Genomic DNA, 25,358 nt, shown 5'->3' on the forward strand with positions numbered 1-25,358 from the left:
ACCTTGGAACATAATGAAAAAAAAGAACATTGGATAAAGTCAATCATTCAATTTGCAGGTAGTTCCAAAACGCCCCTGACCCAATCTGTGATATTAGCTATTATTAGTGTAATTGGCGGGCTTGTTCCATATGTAGCTGTTTATCAAATACTTACACATTTAATTGATGGGACACAAACGATGCAAGTCATTTTCTTCTGGATTGCGATTGCAACAATAGGTTACTTTGCTCAAACATTATTTCATGCAATATCAAGTTATTTCTCACATCGAGCCGCTTATAATATCCTTGAAGAAATACGTCTACAGCTTGCTGAAAAATTATTACGAGCACCCCTTGGCGATATCCTTAACCAATCCGTCGGAAAGACCAAAAATGTCATCATCGACCGGGTTGAAACACTGGAATTGCCACTTGCTCATATTATTCCAGAAGGCATCTCAAACTTATTATTGCCAATTGGTGTCTTCATCTATATGCTAACAATCGATTATCGGCTAGCACTAGCGTCACTAGTAACAGTTCCAATTGCTTTTATCGTTTACGCCTTCATGATGAGGAACTTCAACACGCAATATCAACATTATATGGATGCTAGCAATCATATGAATAGTATCATTGTAGAATACGTTGAAGGAATCGAGGTTATCAAAACATTTAATCAGACAAATGCTTCTTATGAAAAGTTTTCCAATACCATTATAGACTTTAAAAATTATACGATGAAATGGTTCCACAGTACATGGCCATGGATGACATTAGGTAATGCTATTTTACCTTCTACCCTTGTCGGAACTCTACCAATCGGTTTATGGCTTTATCATAGCAATGCCATTGACCCAGCACAGTTAATTATTTGTCTTATTTTATCAATGGGACTTATTTACCCGCTTATGAAGTTTACCGTTTTCGTCAATGATTTCAAAGCAATTGAATATGCGATCGATGACACAAAAGCATATTTAAATCTAGAATCGCTTCCTATTGTTGATAAGGAACTTGCTGCAACTCCAACAAATTATGATATTGCGATTAACCATGTATCATTTGCGTACGATAATAAGCGGAAAGTGATTGAAAACCTGTCATTAACTATACCTGAAAGAAGTTACACCGCACTTGTCGGCCCGTCAGGAAGTGGTAAATCAACCATCGCCAAACTGCTTGCACGCTTCTGGGATGTGAAAGATGGCGGTATTACCATTGGAAATAAAAACATTAAAGATATTCATCCAAATAACCTTTCAACACTGATTAGCTATGTTGCTCAGGATAACTTTTTATTTAAAACAAGCCTTTTAGAGAATATTCGAATGGGCAATCCGCATGCTAGTGATGAAGAAGTTTACAGAGCAGCACGCCTAGCAAAATGTGATACATTTATTTCTCGTTTAGAAAATGGCTATCATACTGATTCCGGTGAAGCTGGCAATAAACTGTCTGGCGGTGAAAAACAGCGTATTGCTATTGCCCGAGCTATCTTAAAAGACGCACCTATTATTATACTTGATGAAGCAACAGCTTTTACAGATCCTGAAAACGAATCAGAAATTCAAAAAGCTTTTAATGAGCTTGCGAAAGATAAAACGCTTATCGTTATTGCTCACAGATTATCAACTATAAAGCATGCTGATCAAATTGTTGTCTTACAAGATGGTAGTATCCAAAGTATTGGTACTCATGAGGAACTGCTCTCAAATAATGAACTTTATCAAAAATTATGGAAGGCACATATCGGTTCTAAAGAGAATGGGCTCCTATCTGAATCGGTTCACTCGCAGGAGGTATCACCAAATGATTAAAATTATAAAGCGAATCATTCATTGGGTTGGTCCATATAAAAAACGTTTATATTTAGGTTTTGTTTTCTCATTTTTCCATTCTATTTGTATTGCCCTTCCTATCGTCATCACCGCTACTGGTTTGCAATTTATGCTTAATGATTATTACGGAATAAAGCCGTTAGAAATAAACACTATTTGGTTCCTTTTATCTTTTTTAATTATAGCAATTATAGGTCGATTTATCTTCGCCTATATAAAAGCTATTTACCAGGAAAGTATCGGATATGAGATAACAGCCGACCATCGTATTAAAATGGGAAATACATTGAAGAGAGTTTCTCTAGGATTTTTTCATAAACATCGGACAGGTGACATTAATAGTGCGGTTACAACGGACCTATCATTTTTTGAAATGATGGGCATCAAAATGATCGATGTTGTAGTGAATGGATATATTATGACATTCACGATGATTCTTTTCTTACTACTTTATCAACCAATTATGGCTTTAGTTGCTATTAGCGGTGTTGCCGTCTCTTCTCTCTTCTTAAGACTAATTCAAAATCATAGTAGAAAAAATGCTGTTTATCATCAAAAAAGTCAACATCAACTTGTGAGCGCTACATTAGAATATTTACGTGGGATGGCAGTCATTAAAAACTTTAATCAAGAAGGAATTGCATCTCGTAATGTACAGGACGCCTTTCGCAATAGCAAACAAATCAATTTGACGATTCAGAAAGGCTTTGGCACTTTCAACGTTGGACATCGAATGGCTCTGAAGTTTTCTTCCGTACTTCTCGTATTTGTTGGAGCCTACTTGGTTACAAATGGGGAAATGGTTCTAGCTGATATGTTTTTAATTACACTGTTTTCATTTGTGATGTTTGATAGCATTGAACCAATAAGCGATGCTATACATGTTCTAGAAACAATAGACAATACACTTGATAAACTTGAAACAATTGAAAACACGACATTCATTGACGAGAAAGGAGAAAATATCAATCTTAAACACTATAATATTCAGTTTGATAAAGTTTCCTTCGCATACGATGAAAGACCCATCATTCAAGATGTAACTTTTACTATTAAAGAAGGGACAACCACTGCGATTGTCGGCCCATCAGGCTCAGGTAAAACGACTTTGTGCAATTTGATTGCTCGTTTTTATGATGTGAATAAAGGTTCTATATCTATTGATGGTATCAACATTCAAACGATAAAGCTAAATAACCTATTATCATCCATCAGCATGGTATTCCAAAAGGTATATTTGTTCAACGATACCATTTATAATAATATTCTTTTCGGAAATCCAAATGCTTCGAAAGACGAAATCATTGATGCAGCGACAAAAGCACAATGCCACGACTTTATTATGTCACTTGAAAACGGTTATGATACAGTTCTCACTGACGGTGGCTCTTCTCTATCAGGGGGTGAGAAACAACGAATCTCTATTGCACGTGCTATTTTGAAAAATGCACCCATTATTATATTAGATGAAGCGACTGCAAGTCTTGATCCTGAAAACGAAACGCTCCTTCAAGCTGCACTAGATGAATTAATTCAAGGAAAAACAACAATCATCATCGCTCACCGTCTATCCACGATACAAAATGCCAATCAAATTATTGTCATTGAAGACGGTAAAGTTATCCAAAAAGGGACGCATCATTCACTTATTAAAGAAGAAGGTGTTTATCGTCATTTTATTAATATTCGACAAGCTGCTGAGAATTGGAGGCTTTCAACATAGTTTATAGAAGGGGCTGTCTACCGACAGCCCCTTTAATGGGTGAATGCTCTATTTATATTGTCACTAGCCTTTACTTATGTAGGTCTTGGTGAAAAAACGTTTTTTATCGCACCAATTATTCCAGGCACGAGAAATACGACACCAAAAAAGATAGTAAGTAAATTAAAATGTTGTGTTTCATAAAAAGTAAACCACTCTCTGAAAATTGAGGCTTCAGTAATTCTGCCAAATAACGTTCCACTAATATCTCGATAATTAGGTATCCACCCTGTTACTTCAAATGTAATAAAGATGATTTGTGACAATACGAATACACCAATAGAAGATACCCAAGGTCTTTTCAAAAATGGAATATGATGTTGTTTTTTAGCCATGTAATCCCCTCCCTCCATTAAATACTATTTATAGATATACGTAAAATCAAGGGAAAAGTTCCAAAATTAAACACTCCTTTCTATTTTACATTAATAAATCTCTCATCTATTAGTGTTTATGTCCTTATTGAACTATCCTGCTTGTATGATTCATGTTTTGCAAAACAGAACGATTGAAATGAATCTTCAATGTTGATTTATATATATCTTTTTTTACTTCTCCCGACTTAGATACATACATCATTCTCACCAATTGATTTCGCCTCATAACCTTAATTAGTTCCCCATTCATCATTCACACTTCTTAAAATAATTACGTTTGTTTATAAATAAACAGTCCGTTGCATTGCCCTACAACAAATAAAACACTATTTAAATAGTGCAAGTTCTTAAGAAATCTTCATAAATAACCTCATTAATTATTAATAATTTCCATTTACAATAAGAATAAAGCAAAGGAATCAATGAAATATAAACCAATAGAAAATCTGGGTGATTTTCTAATCATGTGTAGACCGCTAGAAATGTGTGAAAATCATCCAAAATAAAATAAGTAGGGAGAATATACCTTGGATATTACAGAAATTTCTAGTTATATTCGACAATTAATGTTGCCAGTAATAATTATTATTGGAATAGAGTTCATGCTTATTGCACTATATTATTTCTTTTATTATAGAAAACAACATTCAGATCGAAAAAAACAGATTCACATAAATAAGCTTCTTATTTGTGCAGTCTTCATCGGGTATATTGTTTTTGTGTTTGAGCTAACTATTTTTGGCCGTGGCACTTCACATTACTTGCAGATGAACCTTCAGCCGTTCAGTAGTTATATTGAAGCGTGGAATAAATACTCTTTACGTGATCTTCAAAATTGTATTTTTAATATATTAATGTTCATTCCACTAGGATTTATGTTGCCTTTAATTAGCCAAAAATTCAAAGTGTTTAAGTGGCTTCTTCTTGTAGTTGTAAGTGCTACGGTATCTATTGAAACGTATCAGACACTTTCAGGAGCAGGGATTTTTGAGCTTGATGATATAATTAACAACTCACTCGGCGGTATTATTGGATATCAGTTATATAGACTAGTGGCTTCCATTGCTCATAACAAAAAAGTAAAAATAAAAAGTCTAGTTGGAAACCTTGCAATACCTCTATCGATGGGTTTGATTTTTGTTGGTATAAATATTGTCTACGCCCAGCAGGAGTTTGGTAATTTAGCAATAAACTTCTATACAAAATCGAATATGTCAGATGTTCATTTATCAACTTCATTGGAATTAAGCTCATTACCCACAGCTGCCCCAGTCTATAAGAAAATCGTTAATAATGATGGAGTGGAAGCTCTGTTGCAACAAAAATTAGGATTATCAGAGTTGAATACACAGGTTTTTAATGACGATCGTGAGCTTCTATTGGAAGACAAAGCAGGAGTCCAATACACATTGTTTATAAGTTCAGAGGGAAATTGGTCGTTAACAGCGAACAATTATACGCCGGAGCAAACTTCATCTGCAGGGCACAAGCCAATGATCGAAAAGGCGAAGGAAATAATGAGCGAACTTTCTATACTACCCCAAGAAGCTGAATTTACTGTATTGGAAAATGGCGAATTTGAATGGAATCTTCCGGATAATCATGACCTTAACATAGATTATTGGGCTGGAAATTTAACGCTTGGTCTTAAACAAGATGGCAGTGTTTATTCGTTAACAAATAATCTTAATAAATATCAATTCATACGTGAAGTTAATATACTATCTCCTGCAGAAGTGTATGAGCGAATAAAGAAAGGGGAATTTCCCCAAATAAAAATTAATGCTCTGATAACAGAAGAACAGCTTGTTATAAAAAAAAGGGACCGTCTTGAAATAGAAACAATTGAACTTTCGTATATGTATGACACGAAGGGCTTTTATCAGCCTATATACAGAGTTTCCGGGGAATTCAATGGGAATATATGGTTCACCTTGATTCAAGCAAGAAGGTAGTAATTCTGTACGGGATCTTACATACCATAAACTAAAGTCCGGGCTCAATATTAATTGAGTAACTGGACTTCATTTTGTTTATTTTTTCTCGTTGTTGAATCGTAATATACACCCCAACTAAACGATCTGTTGTCATTACTCCACTTTGTAAAACCTCCAAGTGTGAATCTTTAATAATACTATCCTTTACAGCGTGCGCTTCAATTTACGAAAAATCAAAATAAAGACAGAATTGATTCTACAAGAATTTGTAGATTTATCCTGTCTTAATTTTTTAACAGCAACATACTTTTAGAAAACAACCTTTTTTAAAGCTAAAAAGCCACACCGAGTTAGATGTGACTTAATACATTTGATTAATCAAATTCTAAAATATTTTTTTCTACTACTACTTGATAAACCTCTTTAGTACTAATTAAAATCGTTTTATAATGTTCTGTTTCAGTAAATGAATACCAAGACTTCTCATTTAACCCATTAGAAAGTTCTTCTGTAAATGTTTCTTGTTCAATATTATTCTTGATTTTATATTCCTCTTCACGGCCTTCGTCAAAGTAAAACTTTACTTTATATTCATACTCCATAAATCAACACCTCCCATCTACTTATATAATGGGTTGTAATTACAAAAAATATGAAACATAATAAAATGCCACACCTAGTTAGGTATGACATTCTATATGCTCCATCTTCTACTTAACTCTGCACACATAATTCTTTAAAATTACACCCTCTACAGTGCCATTTATCAGGGTTTTGCTCAAATTCCTCAAAACAGCCCAAGACATCGACAAACATCCTATCCGCATGTCAATCAACCATATAAAATAGCCCCCTTAACAAATATTTATTAAGAGAGCTATTTAGTTCCTAATCCGTCACTTATCTCCAACTGATTTTAATAAATTCACTGGAATCCAATGTGTGGACTCGTTGTTGTCATCTCTTTTCCAAGTTACATTTAGATAACCATTAATTTCAAGACCTTCTGAAACTAAAATGCTTCCCTTTTTCAATGTACTTATAGTTGCAGATGCTTTTATTGGATCGAGTTTAAAATCTGCAGCTTTTGTTAGCTCAAAACGCACGCCTATTTCGCTTCTTTTCGACTCACCGATTTTAAGATCTGTACCAGGATACTGTATACACTCTTTAGAACTAACATCATTGGGACCGCAGTAAGAAAGTATTTGTCCATTATTTGTAAAAGAAAAGCCTGGGTTGGTACTTTCATTGAACCACATTCCGTAAGTTGCGATATTACTATTACGATTAATAAAGATATAAGTTGGATTGTTATAGAAAGATGAACGAATTTTTATTGGTACTTCTTTGAAAACTACCAAATCCGTTGCTTGTACTCGATATTGCCCCATCTGGTAGAATGTTTTGCCATCATATTTTTCAATATCATACGTTCTAAAGAAATTATTTCGCTTAACCACTAACGAATCAAACGTACCATCTGGATTTTTCTTGTACACCTTGATGTCTTTTTTAAAGGTCATTTTTCCAGTTTGGTCTTTTACAACCTCTGCTCCATCATACATCACTTTCGCTTCTGATTTTGTTGGATGTACTACTGCAAAAACAAATGCTGCTAGTAACACAATAAATAATTTTTTCATTATTCTCCCCTACTCAGCTTTATTTTAGAAAACACAATTTCTTAGTATAATATACTAACAATCCATATCCTACCAATAAAAATGTGATAATGTAAGTAATTTAACAAAATTAGAGTGTTTTTCCTCAAAATAACTTCTCATCTCTAGGCACTCTGATATGAAAATGACGGTTTACATTTAAAGACATTTAACTAGTAAAGATATAAATAAAGCTAGTGACTATTTCGATGAATTAATTTAGTTGGTCACTTTTTTGATCACTCGCTCCATCTTCTACTCAATTCTGCACACATAATTCTTTAAAATTACACCCTTTACAGTGCCATTTTTCAAGGGTTTGCTCAAATTCCTCGAAATCCACGGGTTCATTGGAGAAAATATCAGCCTGATACTTTTTCATTTCCAGCACACTTCGCTGAAACGTATGTAAAATATTGTCCATATCAAATGTTGTAAAGGCATATTTTTTTCGTTTGCCAGTCAATAAATATTCGTTATAGACATCAATTCGGTCAAGAGATACGCTATATTTCTGCTGAATATAGTATGCATAGAGCGCTAATTGCTGGCGATCATCATCGGACTCTCTGCCTGTTTTCCAGTCGATAATAATCCATTTGTCTGCCATCTCGTCATAATAATGAAAATCCATTACGACGAAAACTTGTATCCCCTCGATTTTCATGGAACGAAATTGTTCAGGCTCACCGATTCTTAGGGATCCTTTGTGTCCAGTAATTTGCTGGAACGTTTCACTGTTAAGAAAGTTGTCAAAGACAGCCGTCATTCGCTCCTTATAGTCCTGTACAAGTTCAGGATTTAACTGCCCTTCGTAATAAATTTCCTGCATCATATAAAATTTATTAGGCTTATGTCTCCATAAATCTACATGGCGTGTAGAATCGATAAAAGCGGCATTAAGCTGGCCACGTGCACGATTTACTAGTTCAGCAACAGTCGGCGCCTTGCCGGTTTGCAAATAATCATTGAGCGATTGCTCTATTAAATGATGGACAATTTGACCAAATAAAATCGGCATGGATTGGATCTTTTTTAAGCGATAGACATGTTGATGATATGGCTCCACATTGTAACTTAGCCAGCCATTATGAGAAAAATAATATTCATAGCCATATTTTCGTGCACAACTTGTTAACGTTTTATGACGTGACAGTGACCACGAAAAAGATGGATAAGGTGTGATTTCAAATATGGATATCGCCTCCCTAAATTTGTTTGATAAAATCGTATACGAGCTGTACTATTAGCACAATGGTTACAATACGTAGCAATAGCTTTACTTGATTTGCCTTAACCTTTCTTGCAAGGATAATTCCTATTTGCGCACCAATGACAGAACCAACCATTAAAACGATGGTCAATGACCAATCAATTTTACCCGTGGCAATATACGTAATTGCGGCTCCTGAGCACATCGCAAAAACACCTACACGTGACAGACCTACAGCTTTCATATAAGAGATTTTCTCATGAGCATATGTATAAAGTGCCAGCGTACTGCTCCCAGGACCGAACATCCCATCATAAAAACCAACACCAAGAAGTATTGGACCGTTTTTGCGATTCATTGTAAAAGTGTCTTTTTCTCCAAATTCAGCCCCACCTATAAAGGACATAACAAGTGCAAAGCCTAATAAAATTATAGCGATAAACGTCAATGTTTGACTGCTCATAAACGATGCAAACAGCCCTCCAAGGGTACCACCTACTAGGGAAACAAGTAATACTGAACGCATTTCCGACCATGACAATTCTTTTCTTTTATAAATCGTGTAGAAACTTGAAAAGGCACTGACCATATTAGAAACTTTATTCGCACCTATCGCTGAATGGACCGGTACCCCCATTAACATCATGGTCGGTAATGTAATTAACCCCCCACCTCCAACTAATGTTCCAATGACGTTGCCAGTGATGCCTATTAGTAAAAACAACAAGTATTCCATCTAATCCTTCTTTCTATGACACACATGATGGTATTCATATGATACAGTATAACAGACTGCTATTTAACTTCTTTCAGCAAATGTCTTTTGTAGCGAAAGCGAAGCGTCAGCTACAGAAGTTAAAGCCTCCGGCGGATGTCACGGAATTATGCCGAGGCATAATTGATGATAAGATAAACTATGAGGTGAACGAATGCTTGAACAACAAAAAACACCTACACCGCGTTTTTGTAAGTCATTAACGCTTATTGTCACGACCATTTTTTTAGCTGGCATTACGGCAACGCTTATTCAATACAATAAGCTCCCCGCATCTATACCCGTTTTGCAAAGCTTTTCAAGTGAGCATGCACAATTTGGCCCGAAAATCGCTATTTTTTATTTACCCTTTATTGCTTTCATGCTATTTTTACTTTTACAATACTTAGAGATTAGAGCAGCTTATCCTATCTTACGTAAAAATAAGCCTACTCTCTCACATGTACAGAGACAAAATGGGATCATTACTTTTTGTTTCATCAAAAATAGTATACTACTGTACTTTACATATTCACTTTTCAATGACTTAACGGTGGCTTTAGGCCATAATCGTATTTTACAGCAGTGGCATGCTTATTTATTTTTATTTGTACTGTGTACTATATTTATAATGGGAGTCGTTCGTGGGATTTTATTGAGTAAGAAGGAATAAAGCATACCCTTAACGCTGTACTAATGTATGATAAATAACAGTAAAAAATAGGCTACCTGACACCCAAAAGTATCAAGTAGCCTATTTTTTACAGATCCGTTTTCATTTTTTCAAATGTATGTATTAACACATATTTTTGTACACCACGAGCCATTTCAATGCTTTCCTGGGCATAATGATGAAGGGCTGTTTCATTCTTCATTTTGTATGCATAAACCGCTTCAATTGCTGGCTGCATCCACGGCTGTGTAAGCTGATCGCTTCGCATGTCAGTTGTTCGTCCTTCAAATGCAGCGATATAACATTTTGCATAGCTAGTTAAAGGCTCTTTATTTATTTTATTAGCCGCATCCTTTGCTTCCTCTAAATTCTCTTCCATGATTGCCTTTATAAATTTACAGTTATACTTCATTGCTGGCTGCTTATATTTTACGATGGCTGTTTCTAATGAGTGAAGTTGGTCTTCCCTTGTACCATAAGTAACAGCGTAAAGATAGGCAAAAAACGGATCATTTTTACGATCTTTTACTAGTTTATCTACCATCTTCATATTATTTGTCCTAAATAAAATATGTATATGTCTATAAATCATTGCGATCACAATAAGGGCAATGATGCCGATTGTAATGGATAGGCGAACTCCTGCTAGTGATAGTACTATTGTTAAAATAAAAATGAACAAATAAAATATGGCTAGTTTTGTAATTTTCATAATTCCTCCTACTGTAGTTTCTTCCGCATTTTCCGAGAAAAAATAAAGCCTGCTCCAAGGAAGAATACGAGCGCCATAAACTTCATGAGAGGAATAATAAATAACTTGCTAATCACGAAAACAACAAAAATATAATAGACCACCATAGCCAGTAAAAATAATGTCAGTTTATTCACTGTGCTTCCTACCTTCATTCAGTGCTACTTCAATGGCCGCCAGCGCTTTCGGTCCCATCCCGTGTAAATTTTTCAACGTTGATAAATCGACCTTTTCCAATTGCTCTAATTGTGTATAGCCTGCCGCATTCAATGCCCGTATAGCAGGCTTCGCTACTCCCTTTGGCCATTCCGTCATTTATGCTCGTCCCTTCCTTTTTCGTCTATTAAGTATCTCAGTTCCTAAAATACCTATTAATAGTATAACTAGTGAGGTAACATGATAATCAACGAAAAAAGTCGTAAAAGCTATATTATAATAATGGCATATTGTAGTGATCATACGCCCTCCCAATAATATAAAACCGACAATCAAGCATCCTTTTACTACCTGCTCGATGAATTGCATTTCTATCACCTCTCTGCTTTATTATGCAATCGAACATGATGAAATGCAAATGAGCTAGGTCTTTAGAGCACATTAAACATTACCACGTAGGAGGCAATCAGATTGCCAATACCATGTATGCCCCAGCTTGTTATGATGGAACCATTGGATTTTCGTTCATTTATCCACCCCATTAAATAACCTGCAAACGCGGTTGCCATAACAACTAATACTACAACTCCAAAAGGAACAAAAGAATAAAACATCCATCCATGTAAAATTCCAAAAAGTAGACTTTGCATAATATTTCCTATTTGAAAACCAAACTTATGCTTGAATCTTTTCATTAAAAAGCCTCGGAACAACAGCTCCTCTGACAATCCTGTTTGTACCATAGCATAGAAAAAGGCTGGTATGAGCGCTGAAAAACCAAGTCCTGTAAAACGATTAGACGCTAAGATTGAACTGTCTAGGTAGAAATAAGTGATTGTAGTAAGCGGTACGAATAATAAAAAACTAATGAATAAAAACCATACAAAATAATTCCCTTTATTTTCAATAACAGGCTTTTGAAGGCCGAGCCATCTTAAAAATGATTGTTCCTTTCTTGCTGAGAAAAACCACCAAATAAACGGTATAACTGATACTAAAATGACTTGAATAATTGCACTTATTGCACTTTCCAAAACCATAATTTTTCCCCCTGTTCAAAATGTTTTACATGAAGAATGACGAGCGATGGTGGGGTGTTTTCGGAAATCGCTGGTTGATGTTTGAAGTTCGCCGGTAACTTCTACTTTTCCGCCGCTTGATGTGAACTAGCCGGTACTCTAGATTGCGTCCTTCTTCGTGTTAAGCATATTAAACAGCAGATTTAAAATCAAGATATTTTTAACGATAATCGTTAAATAATTATCTCTTATAACTAAATATTAAATGTTAATCAATAGACACACAAAAAAATGCGACTAGAAAAACACTGTCGCTTTCATTCTTTATTCGGATTTCGTTCAATATTTCATCACAATGCTTTTCGAAAAGAATAGCACCATTTTTCATATCCTAATCGATCTTCATAAAAACGATGCGCACTAGTCCTTTGAATACCAGACTCTAAAGCAATATAGTGCGCGCCATTTTCTTTTCCCCATTGGTGAAGATAATGCAATAATTTTTCACCATAGCCTCTTGAACGATAGGACTCATCCGTTACTAAATCATAGACAAAAATGTGGCGTTCACTGTAGAAGTTGACTCTCCAACTTAAACCAGCGACTGCCACCAGTTTCATATTTTCGTATAAAGCAAATAACATATAGCCGTCTTGGATCATTTCCTTTAATAATAGAAGGTACTTTTCTAATGTCAATTCCGTACGAAGCTGCGCCATAACAGCATATGCTTCCATCCATTCCTGCTGCGTTGTTAATTGTTTAATTGTTACTGTCATTTTTCGAACCTCCTTTTACCAATATTTAATATAATGAAATACTCCATCGTCTATTTTCATCCCAAGCTTCTCATAAAGTTTTTGAGCACGAACGTTGTCTGTCGCTGTTTCTAAACCTATATAACGTGCATCATTCTGTAAACAGTATGAATAACACTGTTCAATTAGATCCTGCGCTACACCTTGTTTTCTGGCATGCTCAGCCACAAATAAATCGTTTAAAATAAAGGCCTTTTTCATTGCAACAGATGAAAAAATAGGATAGAGCTGGACAAAACCAACTGGCTGCGTATCCAAATATGCTAGAAAAATTACCGACTCCTCCTTATTTAAACGCTCCATGAGAAACTGCTCAACCTGCTCTAAGTCTGATGGTTGACCATAAAATTCTCGATAGGCATTAAATAATGGCACTACGTCTCCAACTGTTGCTAAGGTTACTGTACAAATCTCCATTATCGTTTCTCCCCATTTCTTTTAATATATAATTCTTGTATTATGATAAAAAACAAACTGACATTTAAAAAGAAACAGTTCTAGACATTTCAACATGTCAAGGAGGGACTTTATGAAGGATTTTATTTTCTTATTCACAGATGAAGAGGCAAAATATAAACAAATTTATCAGCAAATCAAATGGTTAATCAAACAAAGGAAATTGAAAACGAATGATTCTCTTCCCTCTATTCGAAGGCTAGCTGAAACTTTACATGTCAGTCGGAATACAACTTTGACTGCCTATGAGCAGCTCGTAGCAGAAGGATACATACGTGGTGAGGGACGAAAGGGTTATTTCGTCAATGAATTTGAACAAGTTTTTCTACATGAGGAAGAACGACCAAGCCTTACTCCGAAAACGAATAATAACAGTAGAGATATCATCATTGACTTTCGGGCTGGTACTGTCGATCAACAGCATTTCCCTCTAAAAGTATGGCGTCAAATGGCAAATCAAGTGTTACCTTTAAAAAAGTGCTATGAATATGGCGATCCTTTCGGTGAGCCACTTTTAAAGGAACAGCTTGTGCATTATTTGCTTCAAGCTCGTGGCGTTCATGTAAATAAAGAGGGCATTATTATCGGTAGCAGTACGCAACAAATGTTAATTTATCTAGGCTTTCTATTAAAGCAAGATTTCCCAAGTGTTATTTTAGAAGACCCTGGCTACAACGGTGCACGAGAAGCGTTCAAGCTGCATGACTTTCAGATAGAGACATTACCTGTATTGGAAAACGGTGCGCAACTTGACCATTTAGCGCATTTACATTCGCGCCTACTCTATGTCACACCTTCTCATCATTTCCCATATGGTGTTTCCATGAGTATACAGCAACGGCATACTTTAATTCAGTGGGCCAAAAATGTTGATGGCTATATACTTGAGGATGATTATGATGGGGAATTCCGTTATACGCAACAACCATTTCCAGCTCTCGCCTCAATCGACAAGTCACGTGTTATTTATATAGGAACATTTTCAAAATCATTTTTACCAGCTATTCGTTTAAGCTATTTGGTGCTACCGAAAGCACTTGTTCAGCCATATAAAGAACGCTTTGCTCATTTTGAACATAATGCTTCATCCTTACATCAATTAACAATGGCGAAATTCATGGAACAAGGTGAATGGACACGACATATTAAAAGAATGCGTATTACTTATAAACATAAAATAAATGCTCTTGTAGAGGCACTTAACAAGCAATTCGGAGAAAAAATTACGATACTTGGAGAGCAATCGGGGCTTTATATATTGGTCAAGGTGCATACCCCATTTTCAGAAGAGCAGCTCATTCAAAATGCACAACAATACGGAGTCAAGGTCTACCCTACGAGCCAATATTTTCTACAACAGCCAAGCTCTGTACCCATTATACAATTAGGCTTTAGTAAATTAAAAATGGAGGAAATCATCCTCGGTGTACAACTGCTTAAAAAAGCCTGGATCACAGAATAATAAGCCATAACTACAATGGTTATGGCTACTCTTTTAACCCGATCAGTTTTCTTTTGACCCCATAAAAAAGAATCTGCACAGCCTGCCTCTGTACAAATTCCCATAATTTTGTTAAAAATAATCAATAAACGTTGGAATGCCTACTGGTAGTACTGTCTCTAGTAGTGCAATTTCAATGGCGTTGCCGTGTAAACGTTCGATTTTTTCTAAATAGCTCGGTCGTTTATAGCCTAGTAACATCGTGGCAAGTGTTTGAACCGTTAGCTGAATAGCATTTTCAGACTGTGTCTCACTCACCTTTTCAACGGCAACTTTTTCATTCTGCTTCGTTATGACAAATGTGCCATTATTCCATGCTACAATGCGATCACTAACAGCGAGTCGAAGTTGAAAATCATTTCCCGCGAATGGGTATTGTAACAGAAATTCTTTTACGTCTACAATTCGTGCCATAAAATAAGGGGATACCTTTTGAATAATTTCACTATCCTCTAACAAAAAGGCAACGGCTTCATTGCCAGTTGTTTTACCATAGACATTGTAAATCATCGAGCTATGTGCTGAGACAAAATTCCATAATCCTTTACGCGCCTCTTCCTGCAAATAGACAATCTCATCAATGTAATAATTTTCTTCCATAATACGGTAAAACATATAACCCTGTGGCATATCATCCTCATCATAATACACGGCTGCCTGGAGGTTCACATCACTATCAATAAATTTTTCTTCCCAAAAATCTTCCTGAAACTTTTCATTCCAAGCAATGCTATTACGTACCATGACACCGTGCGTCTTCTTGGCATAGCGCGCATAAATGGTCACAACATCTTCATGTTTCGGATCGACACGGCGGATTTTACCGTTTAAGCCTTTATAGTGAGGAAGCTGCGTATCCTTGACCTGAAATTCCACAATATCACTCATAATTTCCCAGCCCCTTTTTCGGTAATAAGGGATAGAATATGGGAATAAATAGGATATACATTGTCCTTCATTGCGCATTCGCTCTAGGCTCTCAATAATAAGGCTCTCCATCAAACCATGCCCAGAATATTCAGGGTACGTTCCAACCGCAGTAATGCCTCCCATTTCATAAATCCTACCATGAACATTTACCTCAAAAGGTAAGCTTAAAATTTGAGATACAAGATGTGAACCATCGAACCAACCAATTGCATGCCCCTCATTAAATTGCTTACTTTTAGCATTCACAAAGCGACGATCCTTATGAATGGACATGGACATTTGGAAAACATAATTAAGCAAATCTATTGATTGTGCCATTTCATCTAATCGGATTTCTCGCATAACTAAGCCTTTACGTTGATTCATGATTCCCTCTCCTCATCAAATAACTCTGAAAAAATGGTTTCCGGTGCATTTAAAAAGCGCTTCGTAACAATGTAATGTATAGTATCCTCATAACGGATAGACTCAATCTCCCCATTATCAAAACTATAGATTGTAGCATTTGGATAGCCCAGCAAAATAGGTGAATGCGTGGCGATAATAAATTGTGCCTCATGCTCTAAATCTTTGATAATTTTGAGTAGGCTTAGCTGCCTCGTTGGCGACAACGCCGCTTCAGGCTCATCCAAAATATAAATCGCCTTCCCTTTAAAGCGATGCATAAATAGCGATAAAAAGGACTCACCATGTGATTGATGATGTAACGACTTACCACCAAAAGCGGCATACTTATTAGGATGATTATCCAACAAATCAATATGACTCGCAAATTGATAAAACGTTTCCGAACGTAGAAAAAAACCATTTGAAACCTTTGGCCACCAGGATAAACGGATGAATTCCCCGAGTGCAGATTCCGCTTTATGTACCTCAAATAAATTTTGACGGCCGCCACCCGCTGTATTAAAATCACAGCGATCAGCTATAGCCTCCAATAGCGTTGATTTCCCAGAGCCATTTTCCCCTACGAAGAAGGTCACGTTCGTAGGAAACTCTAGCTCCTGTAAATCCTGTAAACTTGGTATATTAAAGGGATACTGGTCTTTATCAACAATATCTCCCTGTATTACCTTACATGATTTTAAATACATTTCGTTTCCTCCCTTACTACTATTATAACGTGCCTACGCTTTTTTCCAAACATAAGCCACGCATGGCTTTAAAGGAAATCAATGATAATAAAAAATCAAAGGTCGAAAAATCAAAACATGAGAACAAATCATAAACTCATCATTGAACTTGATCAATAACAATACCTAATCCCTAGCTACAAAACTATATTACGAGCATTAAAAACACTGCTGTAACTACAAATATCTATGAAATATTTCCCGAGAAATAAATAAAAAACATGTCGAAAGTTGCAATGAAAAATAATAAAATTATGCCATAATATAGCGATTTACAAAAAACAATGAAATAGCATAATCAGACTCACTCAATCTTTAAACATAAAAACAGCCCATTTTAAACTGCTATTTTTCCCGCTATAGCTAATATTAATTTAGTACTTGCAATAAATGTGCCTATAACATAATCTGTTAATCTCGAAAATAGCTTCCCTTAGATTCCGTATATATTGTTTTTGAATCTTTATTACAACTCCCCATTTTTTTACCCCCTGGTGTAAAACAGGTGATATAAGAGTTATTCCTTGAAAAAGCTGAGATAATGACCGTTGAAAATTGTCTACATCAATTTCCCAAATAAATATACCACCTTATGGTTTGGGATGCCCAATTCAGTCAACTCTTATGTCAAAAAAATAGACAAACCGAAATTCTCAGTTTGTCTACATTATTAGTAATTTTACTCTAAAGCTTTGGAAATAAAATTAAACATATAAGAGTTCATCTTAGGTCCTCCATTCATAGGGTTCCCATTAATAACGAATGAACCTCTATGAACACCTACAATTTGATTATCAGTATTTATTAATGCTGAACCTGATTGTCCTGGTGCAGTATCAATTGTATAAAAGGCTACAGATGCATCCTCTCTAGTAATATTTCCTCTCGTACCAAATTGAGAAATTTCACCACTTGCCTGCATTAAATCTCCCGGATAACCATAAATACCGATATTTTGATTAAGAACATTATTCACCTGTTTGATTCCAAAAGTACCTGCAACGTCTCCCGCCTGTTTATTGTCCTTTGATACATCTAAAACAAGAATAGCGAAGTCTTCAGAACTCGAACCAGTTGAAGCCCAATTAGCAGCTACATAATAATCATTAACATTATAAGAACCAAATAATCCAACACTATTACTTACGCCAGGGTAAACCTTTGCACTAGTTATAGTTTCTTTTGTTTCTGGATTTATTACACAATGTCCATTTGTTAGTACTTTATTTTTGCCTATTAAAGAACCTGTACAAGAACCACCTTTCCCATCAGGCCAATTTATTTCAATATACGTAATTGCACTATAGGGAAATTCTTTAGTGTTCTCTACTTTTTTTCTACTATCGTCACCGATGACAATCCGTGGTGATATTTGTAATGGTCCTCTAGCAGTAGAATCATTAATAACAACTGGTGGTGGTGTGATATCGATAAACGAGTGACCTTCCATTATTGAATCAATCTGGACGGGCGAAATTTCTCCCGAACCTTGAACACTTGGTATTTCATTAATTAATTGCGAATTGCTGACATTAAACTCCTCATATTTAATGATTTCACCTTTCGAGTTTACCATGTCATAAGGATGTGACATTTTACTTGAATCAAATGAAAATTCACCTAAAGACTCTTCTGCAAAAACATTCATTGGTACTAATAAAAAAATAAGCATAAAGAATAACCTAATAGTAATTTTTTTCATTTTACTCCTCCTTTTGGTTTAAGTCTATTTATAGTTTAATAGTATCCAAAGGAAAAATAAAGATAAAATATTAAAAATTGGTAAAATATAAATAATTCTGAATATACTCAAAATACTTAAAATACTTTTGATAGCTTTAATTTTTGGTAGTTTGGACTTAACACTTCCGTCCTATAAATTTAATGCCAAGAGACTTACCTCTATCTTAGGAGAACTAAAAATAGCAATGCAACAATTTAGTGGTCTATTATCCATTTCAATCTTCAGGATTAAAATCTTTTCTCTACGATCTACCCCAATTAACATTATGTAAAATGTTCTAGATTTTAAGCTCTTCACATACATTGAGTAAAACCTTCCCCCTGCTAATTATCCTCGTAGAGCAACTAATGAAGGGCTTTTTTTCTAGGTTCAATAAAAAAGTTATAAGGAGAAGAATTATGTTTGTAACTCATTTTTATGAAAACAAGACGTCCATTTTAAGTCAACTGCTTGTAAATTTACCTACTGTCGAAGAGAACATTAAAATTAAAGGACGTAAAGCAAAAGTTGTTCAGATTGTTCAAATAGACGACAACAACTATCAGGTAAGTATCATTTTTGAAAAAATACCCAAAAAACAACCATTAAAAGAAATTGGCAAGAAAAAGAGATAGCTCTTCCCTATTTACCTTCCGACGCTATCAATTAATGATAGCGTTTTAACTTTAAAAAAAGCGGGAATCGAACTCTAAGAGAAAAATCCATTGCGAATTATTCTCAATGATAAAAATGTCTTCAAGAAAAGCATTTGACTTTTTAATTGATAACAATTATCATTATCAGTAGATTATTTCTTTACTCCAAATTGCTTAATTCAGAATCCCCCTCTTTTTTGAAATAAGCATGTATCAAACGGATATTCTTACATCAGACTAAGAATATCCGTTTTTTAACTTTATCCCGCATTTAACGGGCAGTAAAACTAATAATCAGTCGAGGATGAAGAATACCCCATTGATTAAAGTTTCACTTTAATTAGTTGGAGAGATTTACATAAATAAAGGAGCTGTTTTACATGGATTATCGTATTGAAAAAGACACTATGGGTGAAATTCAAGTACCTGCAGATAAAATTTGGGGTGCTCAAACGCAACGCAGTAAAGAGAATTTCCAAATCGGTACAGAACAAATGCCGATAGAGCTGATTCAAGCTATGGCCATTTTAAAGAAAAGTGCTGCTATCGCCAATAACAAGCTAGGTAAGCTTTCAGATATAAAAGCAAATGCGATTGTGCAAGCAGCGGATGAAATTTTAAATGGTCAATGGGACGATCAATTCCCTCTTGTAGTTTGGCAGACTGGTAGTGGTACACAGTCAAATATGAACGTCAACGAAGTAATTGCGCACCGAGCAAACCAAATTTTACAAAATGCTGGTGAAGCTGATCGCATTCATCCTAACGATGATGTCAACAAATCTCAAAGCTCAAACGATACTTTCCCTACAGCTTTGCATATTGCGGCAGTGCTAAAAGTTGAAGATTATTTACTCCCTCGTCTACGCTTACTAAAAGCAACACTTGATGACAAAGCAGAGAAATTTAAAGATATAATTAAAGTTGGTCGTACACATTTACAAGACGCAACACCACTGACTTTAGGTCAAGAAATTAGCGGTTGGGCAGCAATGCTTGCTAAATCTGAGCATATGATTAATCAAAACATTGAATATATGAAGGAACTAGCAATTGGTGGAACAGCGGTAGGTACGGGTATTAACGCACATCCTGAATTTGGAGAGCGTGTAGCAGCGGAAATTAGTGAAATTACAGACAAACATTTTACTTCTGCAGCAAATAAATTCCATGCACTAACAAGTCATGATGAAGCCGTTGTCGCACATGGCGCATTAAAAGCTCTTGCAGCCGACTTAATGAAAATTGCCAATGATGTTCGCTGGTTAGCAAGTGGCCCTCGTTCTGGTATTGGTGAAATTACGATCCCAGAAAACGAGCCAGGCTCATCCATTATGCCAGGTAAAGTGAACCCAACACAAAGTGAAGCGATGACAATGGTTGTCACACAAGTCGTTGGGAACGACGCAACAATTGCCTTTGCTGCTTCCCAAGGTAATTTTGAGCTCAATGTCTTCAAGCCAGTCATTATCTATAACTTCTTACAATCAACTCGCCTATTAGCAGACACAATGAAATCCTTTAATGATCATTGTGCTGTCGGTATCGAGCCGAATAAAGAAGTGCTTGACCACAATTTACAAAATTCATTAATGCTTGTAACAGCATTAAACCCTTACATCGGTTATGAAAATGCGGCAAAAATCGCGAAGAAAGCCCATAAAGAAGGCACAACATTGAAAGAAGCAGCGATTGCAACAGGTTTACTAACAGAGGAACAGTTCGATGAATACGTGGACCCTGCGACGATGATTTATCCAAATGTAAAGTGACCTAAGTGCAAGGTGAAAACACACTAAGCTGACAAAACGTTGGTATATCAACGTTTTATGATAATAGTCTCTCTTGCGAACAAGCATGTTAATGTATATTACAGCATGTTTTTGGGGCTATTAATAATACTAGGCAGGCGTGTGTACAGGAATGTGTGAGCAAAAAAAGATTGAGGCTAATTGCTTCAATCTTTTTTGTTGCTCAATAATAAGAAAGCTATTACTTACATAAAAAATAGCACTGCTCGGCACAGTGCATTGCTTAGGAAACATCCACAATCCGTGGAAGGTTTAAATTATTAAAGTATTAATTTCAAGTTAAATTTTTCATCAATTTGAAAACCATATTTAGAATAGTAATTAATTTGCCTCTGTTTTTGTTCAGGAGATGAAAATGCTAACTAAATATATCGTACACGATAAAATTTCTTCATTTGAAGTAAGAGAATATTAAACACAAAATGACCAGGAACTCATTTTGATATGCTCCCTATTAGGCAGACAGATTAAAAAATAAAATCTGTTTATCTAAGGGGAGTATTTTTTATGGGGCGAAGCAAACATCCGCTCGAGTTAAAACTACATATCCTTCAATTGTTTGAAGAAGGTCAATATTCTATAAGCGAATTGTGTGAAAAGTTTTCAGTAAATGATCAAACTTTATATAGATGGAGAATGAAATATGAAGCAGGAGGACGTGATGGATTACAAGAAGCGACTTCATGTAAATTCTATTCAAAAGAGTTAAAATTAGTATAAATGTCAACACCAATATGTACATTTTCGCTCGTTTAAGGATGTACAAAATTACTCGTTTTCCGAGGTTAAATGATGCTTTAATCGGTATGAATCACCGACGATTGTGACAACGCTTGCGTGATGTAAAATACGATCTAATATCGCATTAGCTAACTTCGGTTCAGGGAAAATTTCATCCCATGATTTGAAGTTCACATTCGTTGTGAAAATCGTACTACGTTTCTCATAACGGGCATCAATGAGTTGGAAAAACAGTTTCGCATCCTCTGGATCAATAGGTAAGTAACCAATCTCATCGATGATTAAAATCGAGTATTTGTTGCTGGTTAATGCTTGGTTGGAAATCAAAATTAAAATCCTTTATTTCCTTTAAATGTGGAAATGCAGCGACTTTCACCATCGCATGAATCATATTTTGCTCACGGACATCGATTTCATAGCTTGTCAATTTAATAAGTGTATCGATAAAAGAAAGCTCATTTTTAATGCTAAAATCGATGACTTCATTCAAATGGATGCCCATTTGCTTTAATTTTAAATACGCTAAGTTTTGTTGTAGTTGCTGATAGTTTGTACTCATTATTGAATTCATTTATACATTTCTCCAATCGCTGCTAAATTCCGTTTCGCTAAATCGTTAATATCAGGGTATTCGGGCATTGCCTTTGTCATCAGTTCACGATAATGTGCCTCTTGATAATTTAGTTTTACTGCACTTATTTTGTGTTGCGCGATTAGTTCCATGTTATAATAAATCCATAATTGATTATCGTACACTTGTAGCCCTACTTTTTTGCCTTGATACCCCGATGGTACGGAGTATTGATTGGACTTGTAGGAAATCATGCTCGATGCATTGACTTTCACAAGCGTATGGTTGATTCGATAGGAATCTCTTACTGGTTCAGTTGGTAGCTGGAGTAAGTGATTCCTTTCTTTTTGCATTAAAGGATATTCATCTTCTTTACCAACAAGTAGATGGCATTTACGGCTATCGTCGTATGGCGCTGACAATCAATCGTCAGCGAAAAGAAAATAATCAAGCGGTAGTTAATGAGAAGCGAATTTATCGTTTGATGCAAGTGAGTGGGTTGAAGTCTGTTATTCGGCGAAAGCGAAAGCCTTATCGTAAATCCCCAGCGCATCATGTGGCGGAAAATGTGTTAAATCGGGCATTTAAAGCGGAAAAGCCAAATGAGAAATGGTGTACAGATGTCACCGAGTTCAAGTATGGAAATGGGAAGAAAGCTTATTTAAGCGCAATTATCGATTTATATGATGGTTCAATTGTGAGCTACGTGTTAGGATATTCAAATAATAATCCATTGGTATTTAACACGATAAAATTAGCAATTCGTTCATTAAAAGAAGGTGAGCAGCCATTAATTCATAGCGATCGAGGCTTTCAATATACATCACACGGATTTAAGCGAATCATCGATAAAGCAAAACTGACACAAAGTATGTCACGTGTAGGTCGATGTATTGATAATGGACCGATTGAAGCATTCTGGGGCACATTGAAGTGTGAGAAATATTATTTACATAAGTACGATTCATATGAAGCGTTAAAACTAGCGATTGATGACTATATTCATTTTTATAATCACTATCGCTATCAGAAACGATTAAACGGCTTGAGCCCTTTAGAATTCAGGGCTCAAGCCGCTTAATGCATTTTTTATTATTTCTACTGTCTACTTGACGGGGTGCAGTTCATAATTGAGTACCTGGGCTTTACTATAGTTAAATTATGAACACCAGTGAATTCTTTATAAACTCAAAAAACTATTTACCTCAGATTTTAAACTGGTTACGAATTCATTAATTTGTTCCATTTTAACTATTAGACATAATGAAGGACCACACCCTGTTGCGCGAAGGTGATTTTTAAAGCCTGCATCTAATACAAAAATTAATTTATAACTAGGCTCCCATTCGTCCCTCTCATTTTCAGGTATTTGAAGAATACCATAATCAGGGTAATAATATTCTCCAAATTGAGGAATATGATAAACACACAGCCCTGGGTCTTGGGTCTCTAGCATACTTAAGTGTGCATTATTAATTTGTTGTAAATCATCTAATAACTTTAAGAAGTCCCTCTTTAAACAAGCTATTTCCATATGCACATCTGGAAAAGCAGGACCAGAGCGGAAATCAATAAAAAATTCTACACTTTCTTCATTAACTAACTTTAAATTTATTTCAACTTCACAATTACTAGGTACACTAGAATAATCTTTTAATATGGCCATAAAAAACTCCTTTTTACTTTTAGCAATAAAGTATAACTAAATACATGACAACAATCCACAGTCATTATACTATGGATTGTTGTCGGCCTATATGAATTTTCTATAGATTTTCTGAATTAGAATTGAATTCAGCCCTAATTATTATTGTATTATATTTATTTTTTAAAATTCCCTACATATTTCCAAGAACTTTTCCACCATTTCAATTTCTTACCATCTTCGTCATAAACAGTATCAATCTCATCTGAATTTTTATTAAGTAAGACTGCAACATTGTTGCCATTTTCATTCCAAGCAACACGTTCTCCGCTTAATAAATCAACATATTTCGTACCATTAGTCAAGGCATCATCAATCATTTTCCCAGTAATCTTGCGCTCTACTGCGCGTTTAGCAGCATGTTCTGATACTTTAACTACAGCTCCCGTAGAAGTTCTTGCAATAAATGAAATTCCAGATCTAATCGCAACACCAGCTAATAATGGAATAAGAGGAGCAATACGTGGTTCGATTTGAATTTCATCTTCTAAATTAATTCTTGGGCCACCTAAATCTTGATTTATACCATCTGTTTCATTAACTATTTCTTGTTCATTAATTACTTCTTGACTAAAAGAATCATTTATTTGCAAACCCTGTGGCTCACTTGCCTTAGCGAGACTTGGGGAAATGATACTGAAAATTAATGTAAAACAAATCAATCCTATAATATTTTTAATTATGTTATTCTTCAAAATTAATATCCTCCATTATTCTAAATAAATTTAAAATGTTATAACATTCCATTACTCTCGAGTCATTACTATCCTACCATTACCAATAACCAAATTCAAAGGAGAATTAACGCCATTTTCCTGGCGGTCATACCGTCATTTTTTTGGCGTATTTCATGTATTTTCAGCAAATAACGCCAATTCACGCCAATTAAACCGCCGTTTTTTTGGCGGCTATTAATATTACAACTACAACTAAAATATCAATTCCAATACTTTTACCACATATTATTTGACATTCGATAATATATATATTCATTAAACTTTTATTATTTAAAGAATAACAATTTTCAATAAATTCTTCGTTTACAATCAAAGAAGACCAGTATAAAAATGATATGCTCCCTATTAGGCAGACAGATTAAAAAATAAAATCTGTTTATCTAAGGGGAGTATTTTTTATGGGGCGAAGCAAACATCCGCTCGAGTTAAAACTACATATCCTTCAA

General features: G+C 35.2%; 23 protein-coding genes and 3 pseudogenes. 9 read left to right on the forward strand and 17 right to left on the reverse strand.

Going from position 1 to position 25,358, the window contains the following annotated elements; genetic code table 11:
- The first annotated feature begins 3 nt into the window (after nucleotides 1–3).
- A complete protein-coding gene (locus tag ACQKOF_RS07445) occupies nucleotides 4–1,803 on the forward strand; it encodes an ABC transporter ATP-binding protein (protein ID WP_427555063.1) in 1,800 nt (599 codons plus the stop codon).
- The gene (locus ACQKOF_RS07450; RefSeq protein WP_427555065.1) at nucleotides 1,796–3,547 is read left to right on the forward strand and encodes an ABC transporter ATP-binding protein; all 1,752 of its coding nucleotides are present in this window, start codon (nucleotides 1,796–1,798) and stop codon (nucleotides 3,545–3,547) included. Before ACQKOF_RS07445 ends, ACQKOF_RS07450 begins: the two co-directional genes overlap by 8 nt.
- Nucleotides 3,548–3,621: 74 nt before the next feature.
- On the opposite strand, the gene ACQKOF_RS07455 is transcribed toward ACQKOF_RS07450, so the two are convergent.
- Nucleotides 3,622–3,921 carry a YfzA family protein gene (locus ACQKOF_RS07455; protein ID WP_427555067.1) on the reverse strand — a complete coding sequence of 100 codons (300 nt, stop codon included), beginning with the start codon at nucleotides 3,919–3,921 and terminating at the stop codon, nucleotides 3,622–3,624.
- Nucleotides 3,922–4,490: 569 nt separating this feature from the next.
- Here ACQKOF_RS07455 and ACQKOF_RS07460 point away from each other — a divergent pair.
- Nucleotides 4,491–5,918 (forward strand): VanZ family protein, encoded by a 1,428-nt coding sequence (locus ACQKOF_RS07460; RefSeq protein ID WP_427555069.1) that lies wholly within the window; start codon nucleotides 4,491–4,493, stop codon nucleotides 5,916–5,918.
- 356 nt (nucleotides 5,919–6,274) lie between these two features.
- On the opposite strand, the gene ACQKOF_RS07465 is transcribed toward ACQKOF_RS07460, so the two are convergent.
- The 4 genes from ACQKOF_RS07465 to ACQKOF_RS07480 all read right to left on the reverse strand — a co-directional run bounded on the left by ACQKOF_RS07465 (nucleotide 6,275) and on the right by ACQKOF_RS07480 (nucleotide 9,513).
- The gene (locus ACQKOF_RS07465; protein ID WP_142507768.1) at nucleotides 6,275–6,502 is read right to left on the reverse strand and encodes a hypothetical protein; all 228 of its coding nucleotides are present in this window, start codon (nucleotides 6,500–6,502) and stop codon (nucleotides 6,275–6,277) included.
- 294 nt (nucleotides 6,503–6,796) lie between these two features.
- Entirely contained in the window at nucleotides 6,797–7,546 is a 750-nt protein-coding gene (locus ACQKOF_RS07470; RefSeq protein ID WP_427555071.1) for a hypothetical protein, read from the reverse strand.
- 277 nt (nucleotides 7,547–7,823) lie between these two features.
- The gene (locus ACQKOF_RS07475; protein WP_427555120.1) at nucleotides 7,824–8,792 is read right to left on the reverse strand and encodes a PD-(D/E)XK nuclease family protein; all 969 of its coding nucleotides are present in this window, start codon (nucleotides 8,790–8,792) and stop codon (nucleotides 7,824–7,826) included.
- On the reverse strand, nucleotides 8,773–9,513 hold the full coding sequence (locus tag ACQKOF_RS07480) for a sulfite exporter TauE/SafE family protein (protein WP_427555073.1): 741 nt from the start codon (nucleotides 9,511–9,513) through the stop codon (nucleotides 8,773–8,775). Before ACQKOF_RS07480 ends, ACQKOF_RS07475 begins: the two co-directional genes overlap by 20 nt.
- Nucleotides 9,514–9,706: 193 nt before the next feature.
- Between ACQKOF_RS07480 and ACQKOF_RS07485 the strand changes: the two genes are divergently transcribed.
- A complete protein-coding gene (locus ACQKOF_RS07485) occupies nucleotides 9,707–10,204 on the forward strand; it encodes a DUF1648 domain-containing protein (protein ID WP_427555075.1) in 498 nt (165 codons plus the stop codon).
- Nucleotides 10,205–10,292: 88 nt separating this feature from the next.
- Here the strand turns inward: ACQKOF_RS07485 and ACQKOF_RS07490 are convergent, their stop codons facing one another.
- The 5 genes from ACQKOF_RS07490 to ACQKOF_RS07510 all read right to left on the reverse strand — a co-directional run bounded on the left by ACQKOF_RS07490 (nucleotide 10,293) and on the right by ACQKOF_RS07510 (nucleotide 13,365).
- A complete protein-coding gene (locus ACQKOF_RS07490) occupies nucleotides 10,293–10,916 on the reverse strand; it encodes a hypothetical protein (protein ID WP_427555077.1) in 624 nt (207 codons plus the stop codon).
- 168 nt (nucleotides 10,917–11,084) lie between these two features.
- A complete protein-coding gene (locus ACQKOF_RS07495) occupies nucleotides 11,085–11,270 on the reverse strand; it encodes a hypothetical protein (RefSeq protein ID WP_427555079.1) in 186 nt (61 codons plus the stop codon).
- A gap of 272 nt (nucleotides 11,271–11,542) precedes the next feature.
- Nucleotides 11,543–12,151, reverse strand: a complete 609-nt coding sequence (locus ACQKOF_RS07500) for a CPBP family intramembrane glutamic endopeptidase (protein WP_427555081.1) — start codon at nucleotides 12,149–12,151, stop codon at nucleotides 11,543–11,545.
- 329 nt (nucleotides 12,152–12,480) lie between these two features.
- Nucleotides 12,481–12,909 carry a GNAT family N-acetyltransferase gene (locus ACQKOF_RS07505; RefSeq protein WP_427555083.1) on the reverse strand — a complete coding sequence of 143 codons (429 nt, stop codon included), beginning with the start codon at nucleotides 12,907–12,909 and terminating at the stop codon, nucleotides 12,481–12,483.
- A 15-nt stretch (nucleotides 12,910–12,924) separates the two neighbouring features.
- Nucleotides 12,925–13,365, reverse strand: coding sequence for a GNAT family N-acetyltransferase (locus ACQKOF_RS07510; RefSeq protein ID WP_427555085.1), 441 nt, complete (start codon nucleotides 13,363–13,365; stop codon nucleotides 12,925–12,927).
- 112 nt (nucleotides 13,366–13,477) lie between these two features.
- Here ACQKOF_RS07510 and ACQKOF_RS07515 point away from each other — a divergent pair, with 112 nt between their 5' ends.
- Nucleotides 13,478–14,866, forward strand: a complete 1,389-nt coding sequence (locus ACQKOF_RS07515) for a PLP-dependent aminotransferase family protein (RefSeq protein ID WP_427555087.1) — start codon at nucleotides 13,478–13,480, stop codon at nucleotides 14,864–14,866.
- Between the two features lie 111 nt (nucleotides 14,867–14,977).
- On the opposite strand, the gene ACQKOF_RS07520 is transcribed toward ACQKOF_RS07515, so the two are convergent.
- From ACQKOF_RS07520 to ACQKOF_RS07530, 3 genes are all read right to left on the reverse strand, one after another.
- Nucleotides 14,978–16,201, reverse strand: coding sequence for a GNAT family N-acetyltransferase (locus ACQKOF_RS07520; RefSeq protein ID WP_427555089.1), 1,224 nt, complete (start codon nucleotides 16,199–16,201; stop codon nucleotides 14,978–14,980).
- On the reverse strand, nucleotides 16,198–16,929 hold the full coding sequence (locus ACQKOF_RS07525) for an AAA family ATPase (protein WP_427555091.1): 732 nt from the start codon (nucleotides 16,927–16,929) through the stop codon (nucleotides 16,198–16,200). Before ACQKOF_RS07525 ends, ACQKOF_RS07520 begins: the two co-directional genes overlap by 4 nt.
- A gap of 718 nt (nucleotides 16,930–17,647) precedes the next feature.
- Nucleotides 17,648–18,670 carry a trypsin-like serine peptidase gene (locus tag ACQKOF_RS07530; RefSeq protein WP_427555093.1) on the reverse strand — a complete coding sequence of 341 codons (1,023 nt, stop codon included), beginning with the start codon at nucleotides 18,668–18,670 and terminating at the stop codon, nucleotides 17,648–17,650.
- A gap of 440 nt (nucleotides 18,671–19,110) precedes the next feature.
- On the opposite strand from ACQKOF_RS07530, the gene ACQKOF_RS07535 reads away from it, so the two are divergent.
- The 3 genes from ACQKOF_RS07535 to ACQKOF_RS07545 all read left to right on the forward strand — a co-directional run bounded on the left by ACQKOF_RS07535 (nucleotide 19,111) and on the right by ACQKOF_RS07545 (nucleotide 21,878).
- Entirely contained in the window at nucleotides 19,111–19,326 is a 216-nt protein-coding gene (locus ACQKOF_RS07535) for a hypothetical protein (RefSeq protein ID WP_427555095.1), read from the forward strand.
- 401 nt (nucleotides 19,327–19,727) lie between these two features.
- A complete protein-coding gene (gene fumC / locus ACQKOF_RS07540) occupies nucleotides 19,728–21,119 on the forward strand; it encodes a class II fumarate hydratase (RefSeq protein WP_427555097.1) in 1,392 nt (463 codons plus the stop codon).
- Nucleotides 21,120–21,665: 546 nt separating this feature from the next.
- A complete protein-coding gene (locus ACQKOF_RS07545; protein WP_427555099.1) occupies nucleotides 21,666–21,878 on the forward strand; it encodes a transposase in 213 nt (70 codons plus the stop codon).
- Nucleotides 21,879–21,926: 48 nt separating this feature from the next.
- On the opposite strand, the pseudogene ACQKOF_RS07550 reads toward ACQKOF_RS07545, so the two are convergent.
- Nucleotides 21,927–22,458: pseudogene (locus tag ACQKOF_RS07550) on the reverse strand (ATP-binding protein).
- Nucleotides 22,459–22,466: 8 nt separating this feature from the next.
- Nucleotides 22,467–22,859: pseudogene (locus ACQKOF_RS07555) on the reverse strand (Mu transposase domain-containing protein); the annotation flags it as partial.
- On the opposite strand from ACQKOF_RS07555, the pseudogene ACQKOF_RS07560 reads away from it, so the two are divergent.
- Nucleotides 22,823–23,551 (forward strand): annotated as a pseudogene (locus ACQKOF_RS07560) (IS3 family transposase); the annotation flags it as partial. The pseudogenes ACQKOF_RS07555 and ACQKOF_RS07560 overlap by 37 nt on opposite strands.
- Before the next feature lie 99 nt (nucleotides 23,552–23,650).
- Here the strand turns inward: ACQKOF_RS07560 and ACQKOF_RS07565 are convergent.
- Together ACQKOF_RS07565 and ACQKOF_RS07570 are read right to left on the reverse strand one after the other, a co-directional pair.
- On the reverse strand, nucleotides 23,651–24,136 hold the full coding sequence (locus tag ACQKOF_RS07565; RefSeq protein WP_427555101.1) for a hypothetical protein: 486 nt from the start codon (nucleotides 24,134–24,136) through the stop codon (nucleotides 23,651–23,653).
- 155 nt (nucleotides 24,137–24,291) lie between these two features.
- Complete coding sequence (locus ACQKOF_RS07570; RefSeq protein ID WP_427555103.1) at nucleotides 24,292–24,870, reverse strand: hypothetical protein; 579 nt, start codon at nucleotides 24,868–24,870, stop codon at nucleotides 24,292–24,294.
- Nucleotides 24,871–25,358 lie beyond the last annotated feature (488 nt).

The organism is Lysinibacillus sp. NPDC093190 (assembly GCF_050280425.1).
Classification (GTDB): domain Bacteria; phylum Bacillota; class Bacilli; order Bacillales_A; family Planococcaceae; genus Lysinibacillus.

What these genes read in the sequence shown, in the direction of transcription:
- ACQKOF_RS07485 (WP_427555075.1), top strand. Translation starts at nt 9,707, where the DNA reads ATGCTTGAACAACAAAAAACACCTACACCGCGTTTTTGTAAGTCATTA.
- ACQKOF_RS07535 (WP_427555095.1), top strand. Translation starts at nt 19,111, where the DNA reads ATGTTTGTAACTCATTTTTATGAAAACAAGACGTCCATTTTAAGTCAA.
- ACQKOF_RS07490 (WP_427555077.1), bottom strand. Translation starts at nt 10,916, where the DNA reads ATGAAAATTACAAAACTAGCCATATTTTATTTGTTCATTTTTATTTTA.
- ACQKOF_RS07545 (WP_427555099.1), top strand. Translation starts at nt 21,666, where the DNA reads ATGGGGCGAAGCAAACATCCGCTCGAGTTAAAACTACATATCCTTCAA.
- ACQKOF_RS07515 (WP_427555087.1), top strand. Translation starts at nt 13,478, where the DNA reads ATGAAGGATTTTATTTTCTTATTCACAGATGAAGAGGCAAAATATAAA.
- ACQKOF_RS07455 (WP_427555067.1), bottom strand. Translation starts at nt 3,921, where the DNA reads ATGGCTAAAAAACAACATCATATTCCATTTTTGAAAAGACCTTGGGTA.
- ACQKOF_RS07465 (WP_142507768.1), bottom strand. Translation starts at nt 6,502, where the DNA reads ATGGAGTATGAATATAAAGTAAAGTTTTACTTTGACGAAGGCCGTGAA.
- ACQKOF_RS07450 (WP_427555065.1), top strand. Translation starts at nt 1,796, where the DNA reads ATGATTAAAATTATAAAGCGAATCATTCATTGGGTTGGTCCATATAAA.
- ACQKOF_RS07565 (WP_427555101.1), bottom strand. Translation starts at nt 24,136, where the DNA reads ATGGCCATATTAAAAGATTATTCTAGTGTACCTAGTAATTGTGAAGTT.
- ACQKOF_RS07520 (WP_427555089.1), bottom strand. Translation starts at nt 16,201, where the DNA reads ATGAATCAACGTAAAGGCTTAGTTATGCGAGAAATCCGATTAGATGAA.
- ACQKOF_RS07525 (WP_427555091.1), bottom strand. Translation starts at nt 16,929, where the DNA reads ATGTATTTAAAATCATGTAAGGTAATACAGGGAGATATTGTTGATAAA.
- ACQKOF_RS07530 (WP_427555093.1), bottom strand. Translation starts at nt 18,670, where the DNA reads ATGAAAAAAATTACTATTAGGTTATTCTTTATGCTTATTTTTTTATTA.
- ACQKOF_RS07480 (WP_427555073.1), bottom strand. Translation starts at nt 9,513, where the DNA reads ATGGAATACTTGTTGTTTTTACTAATAGGCATCACTGGCAACGTCATT.
- ACQKOF_RS07495 (WP_427555079.1), bottom strand. Translation starts at nt 11,270, where the DNA reads ATGACGGAATGGCCAAAGGGAGTAGCGAAGCCTGCTATACGGGCATTG.
- ACQKOF_RS07510 (WP_427555085.1), bottom strand. Translation starts at nt 13,365, where the DNA reads ATGGAGATTTGTACAGTAACCTTAGCAACAGTTGGAGACGTAGTGCCA.
- ACQKOF_RS07505 (WP_427555083.1), bottom strand. Translation starts at nt 12,909, where the DNA reads ATGACAGTAACAATTAAACAATTAACAACGCAGCAGGAATGGATGGAA.
- ACQKOF_RS07500 (WP_427555081.1), bottom strand. Translation starts at nt 12,151, where the DNA reads ATGGTTTTGGAAAGTGCAATAAGTGCAATTATTCAAGTCATTTTAGTA.
- fumC (WP_427555097.1), top strand. Translation starts at nt 19,728, where the DNA reads ATGGATTATCGTATTGAAAAAGACACTATGGGTGAAATTCAAGTACCT.
- ACQKOF_RS07470 (WP_427555071.1), bottom strand. Translation starts at nt 7,546, where the DNA reads ATGAAAAAATTATTTATTGTGTTACTAGCAGCATTTGTTTTTGCAGTA.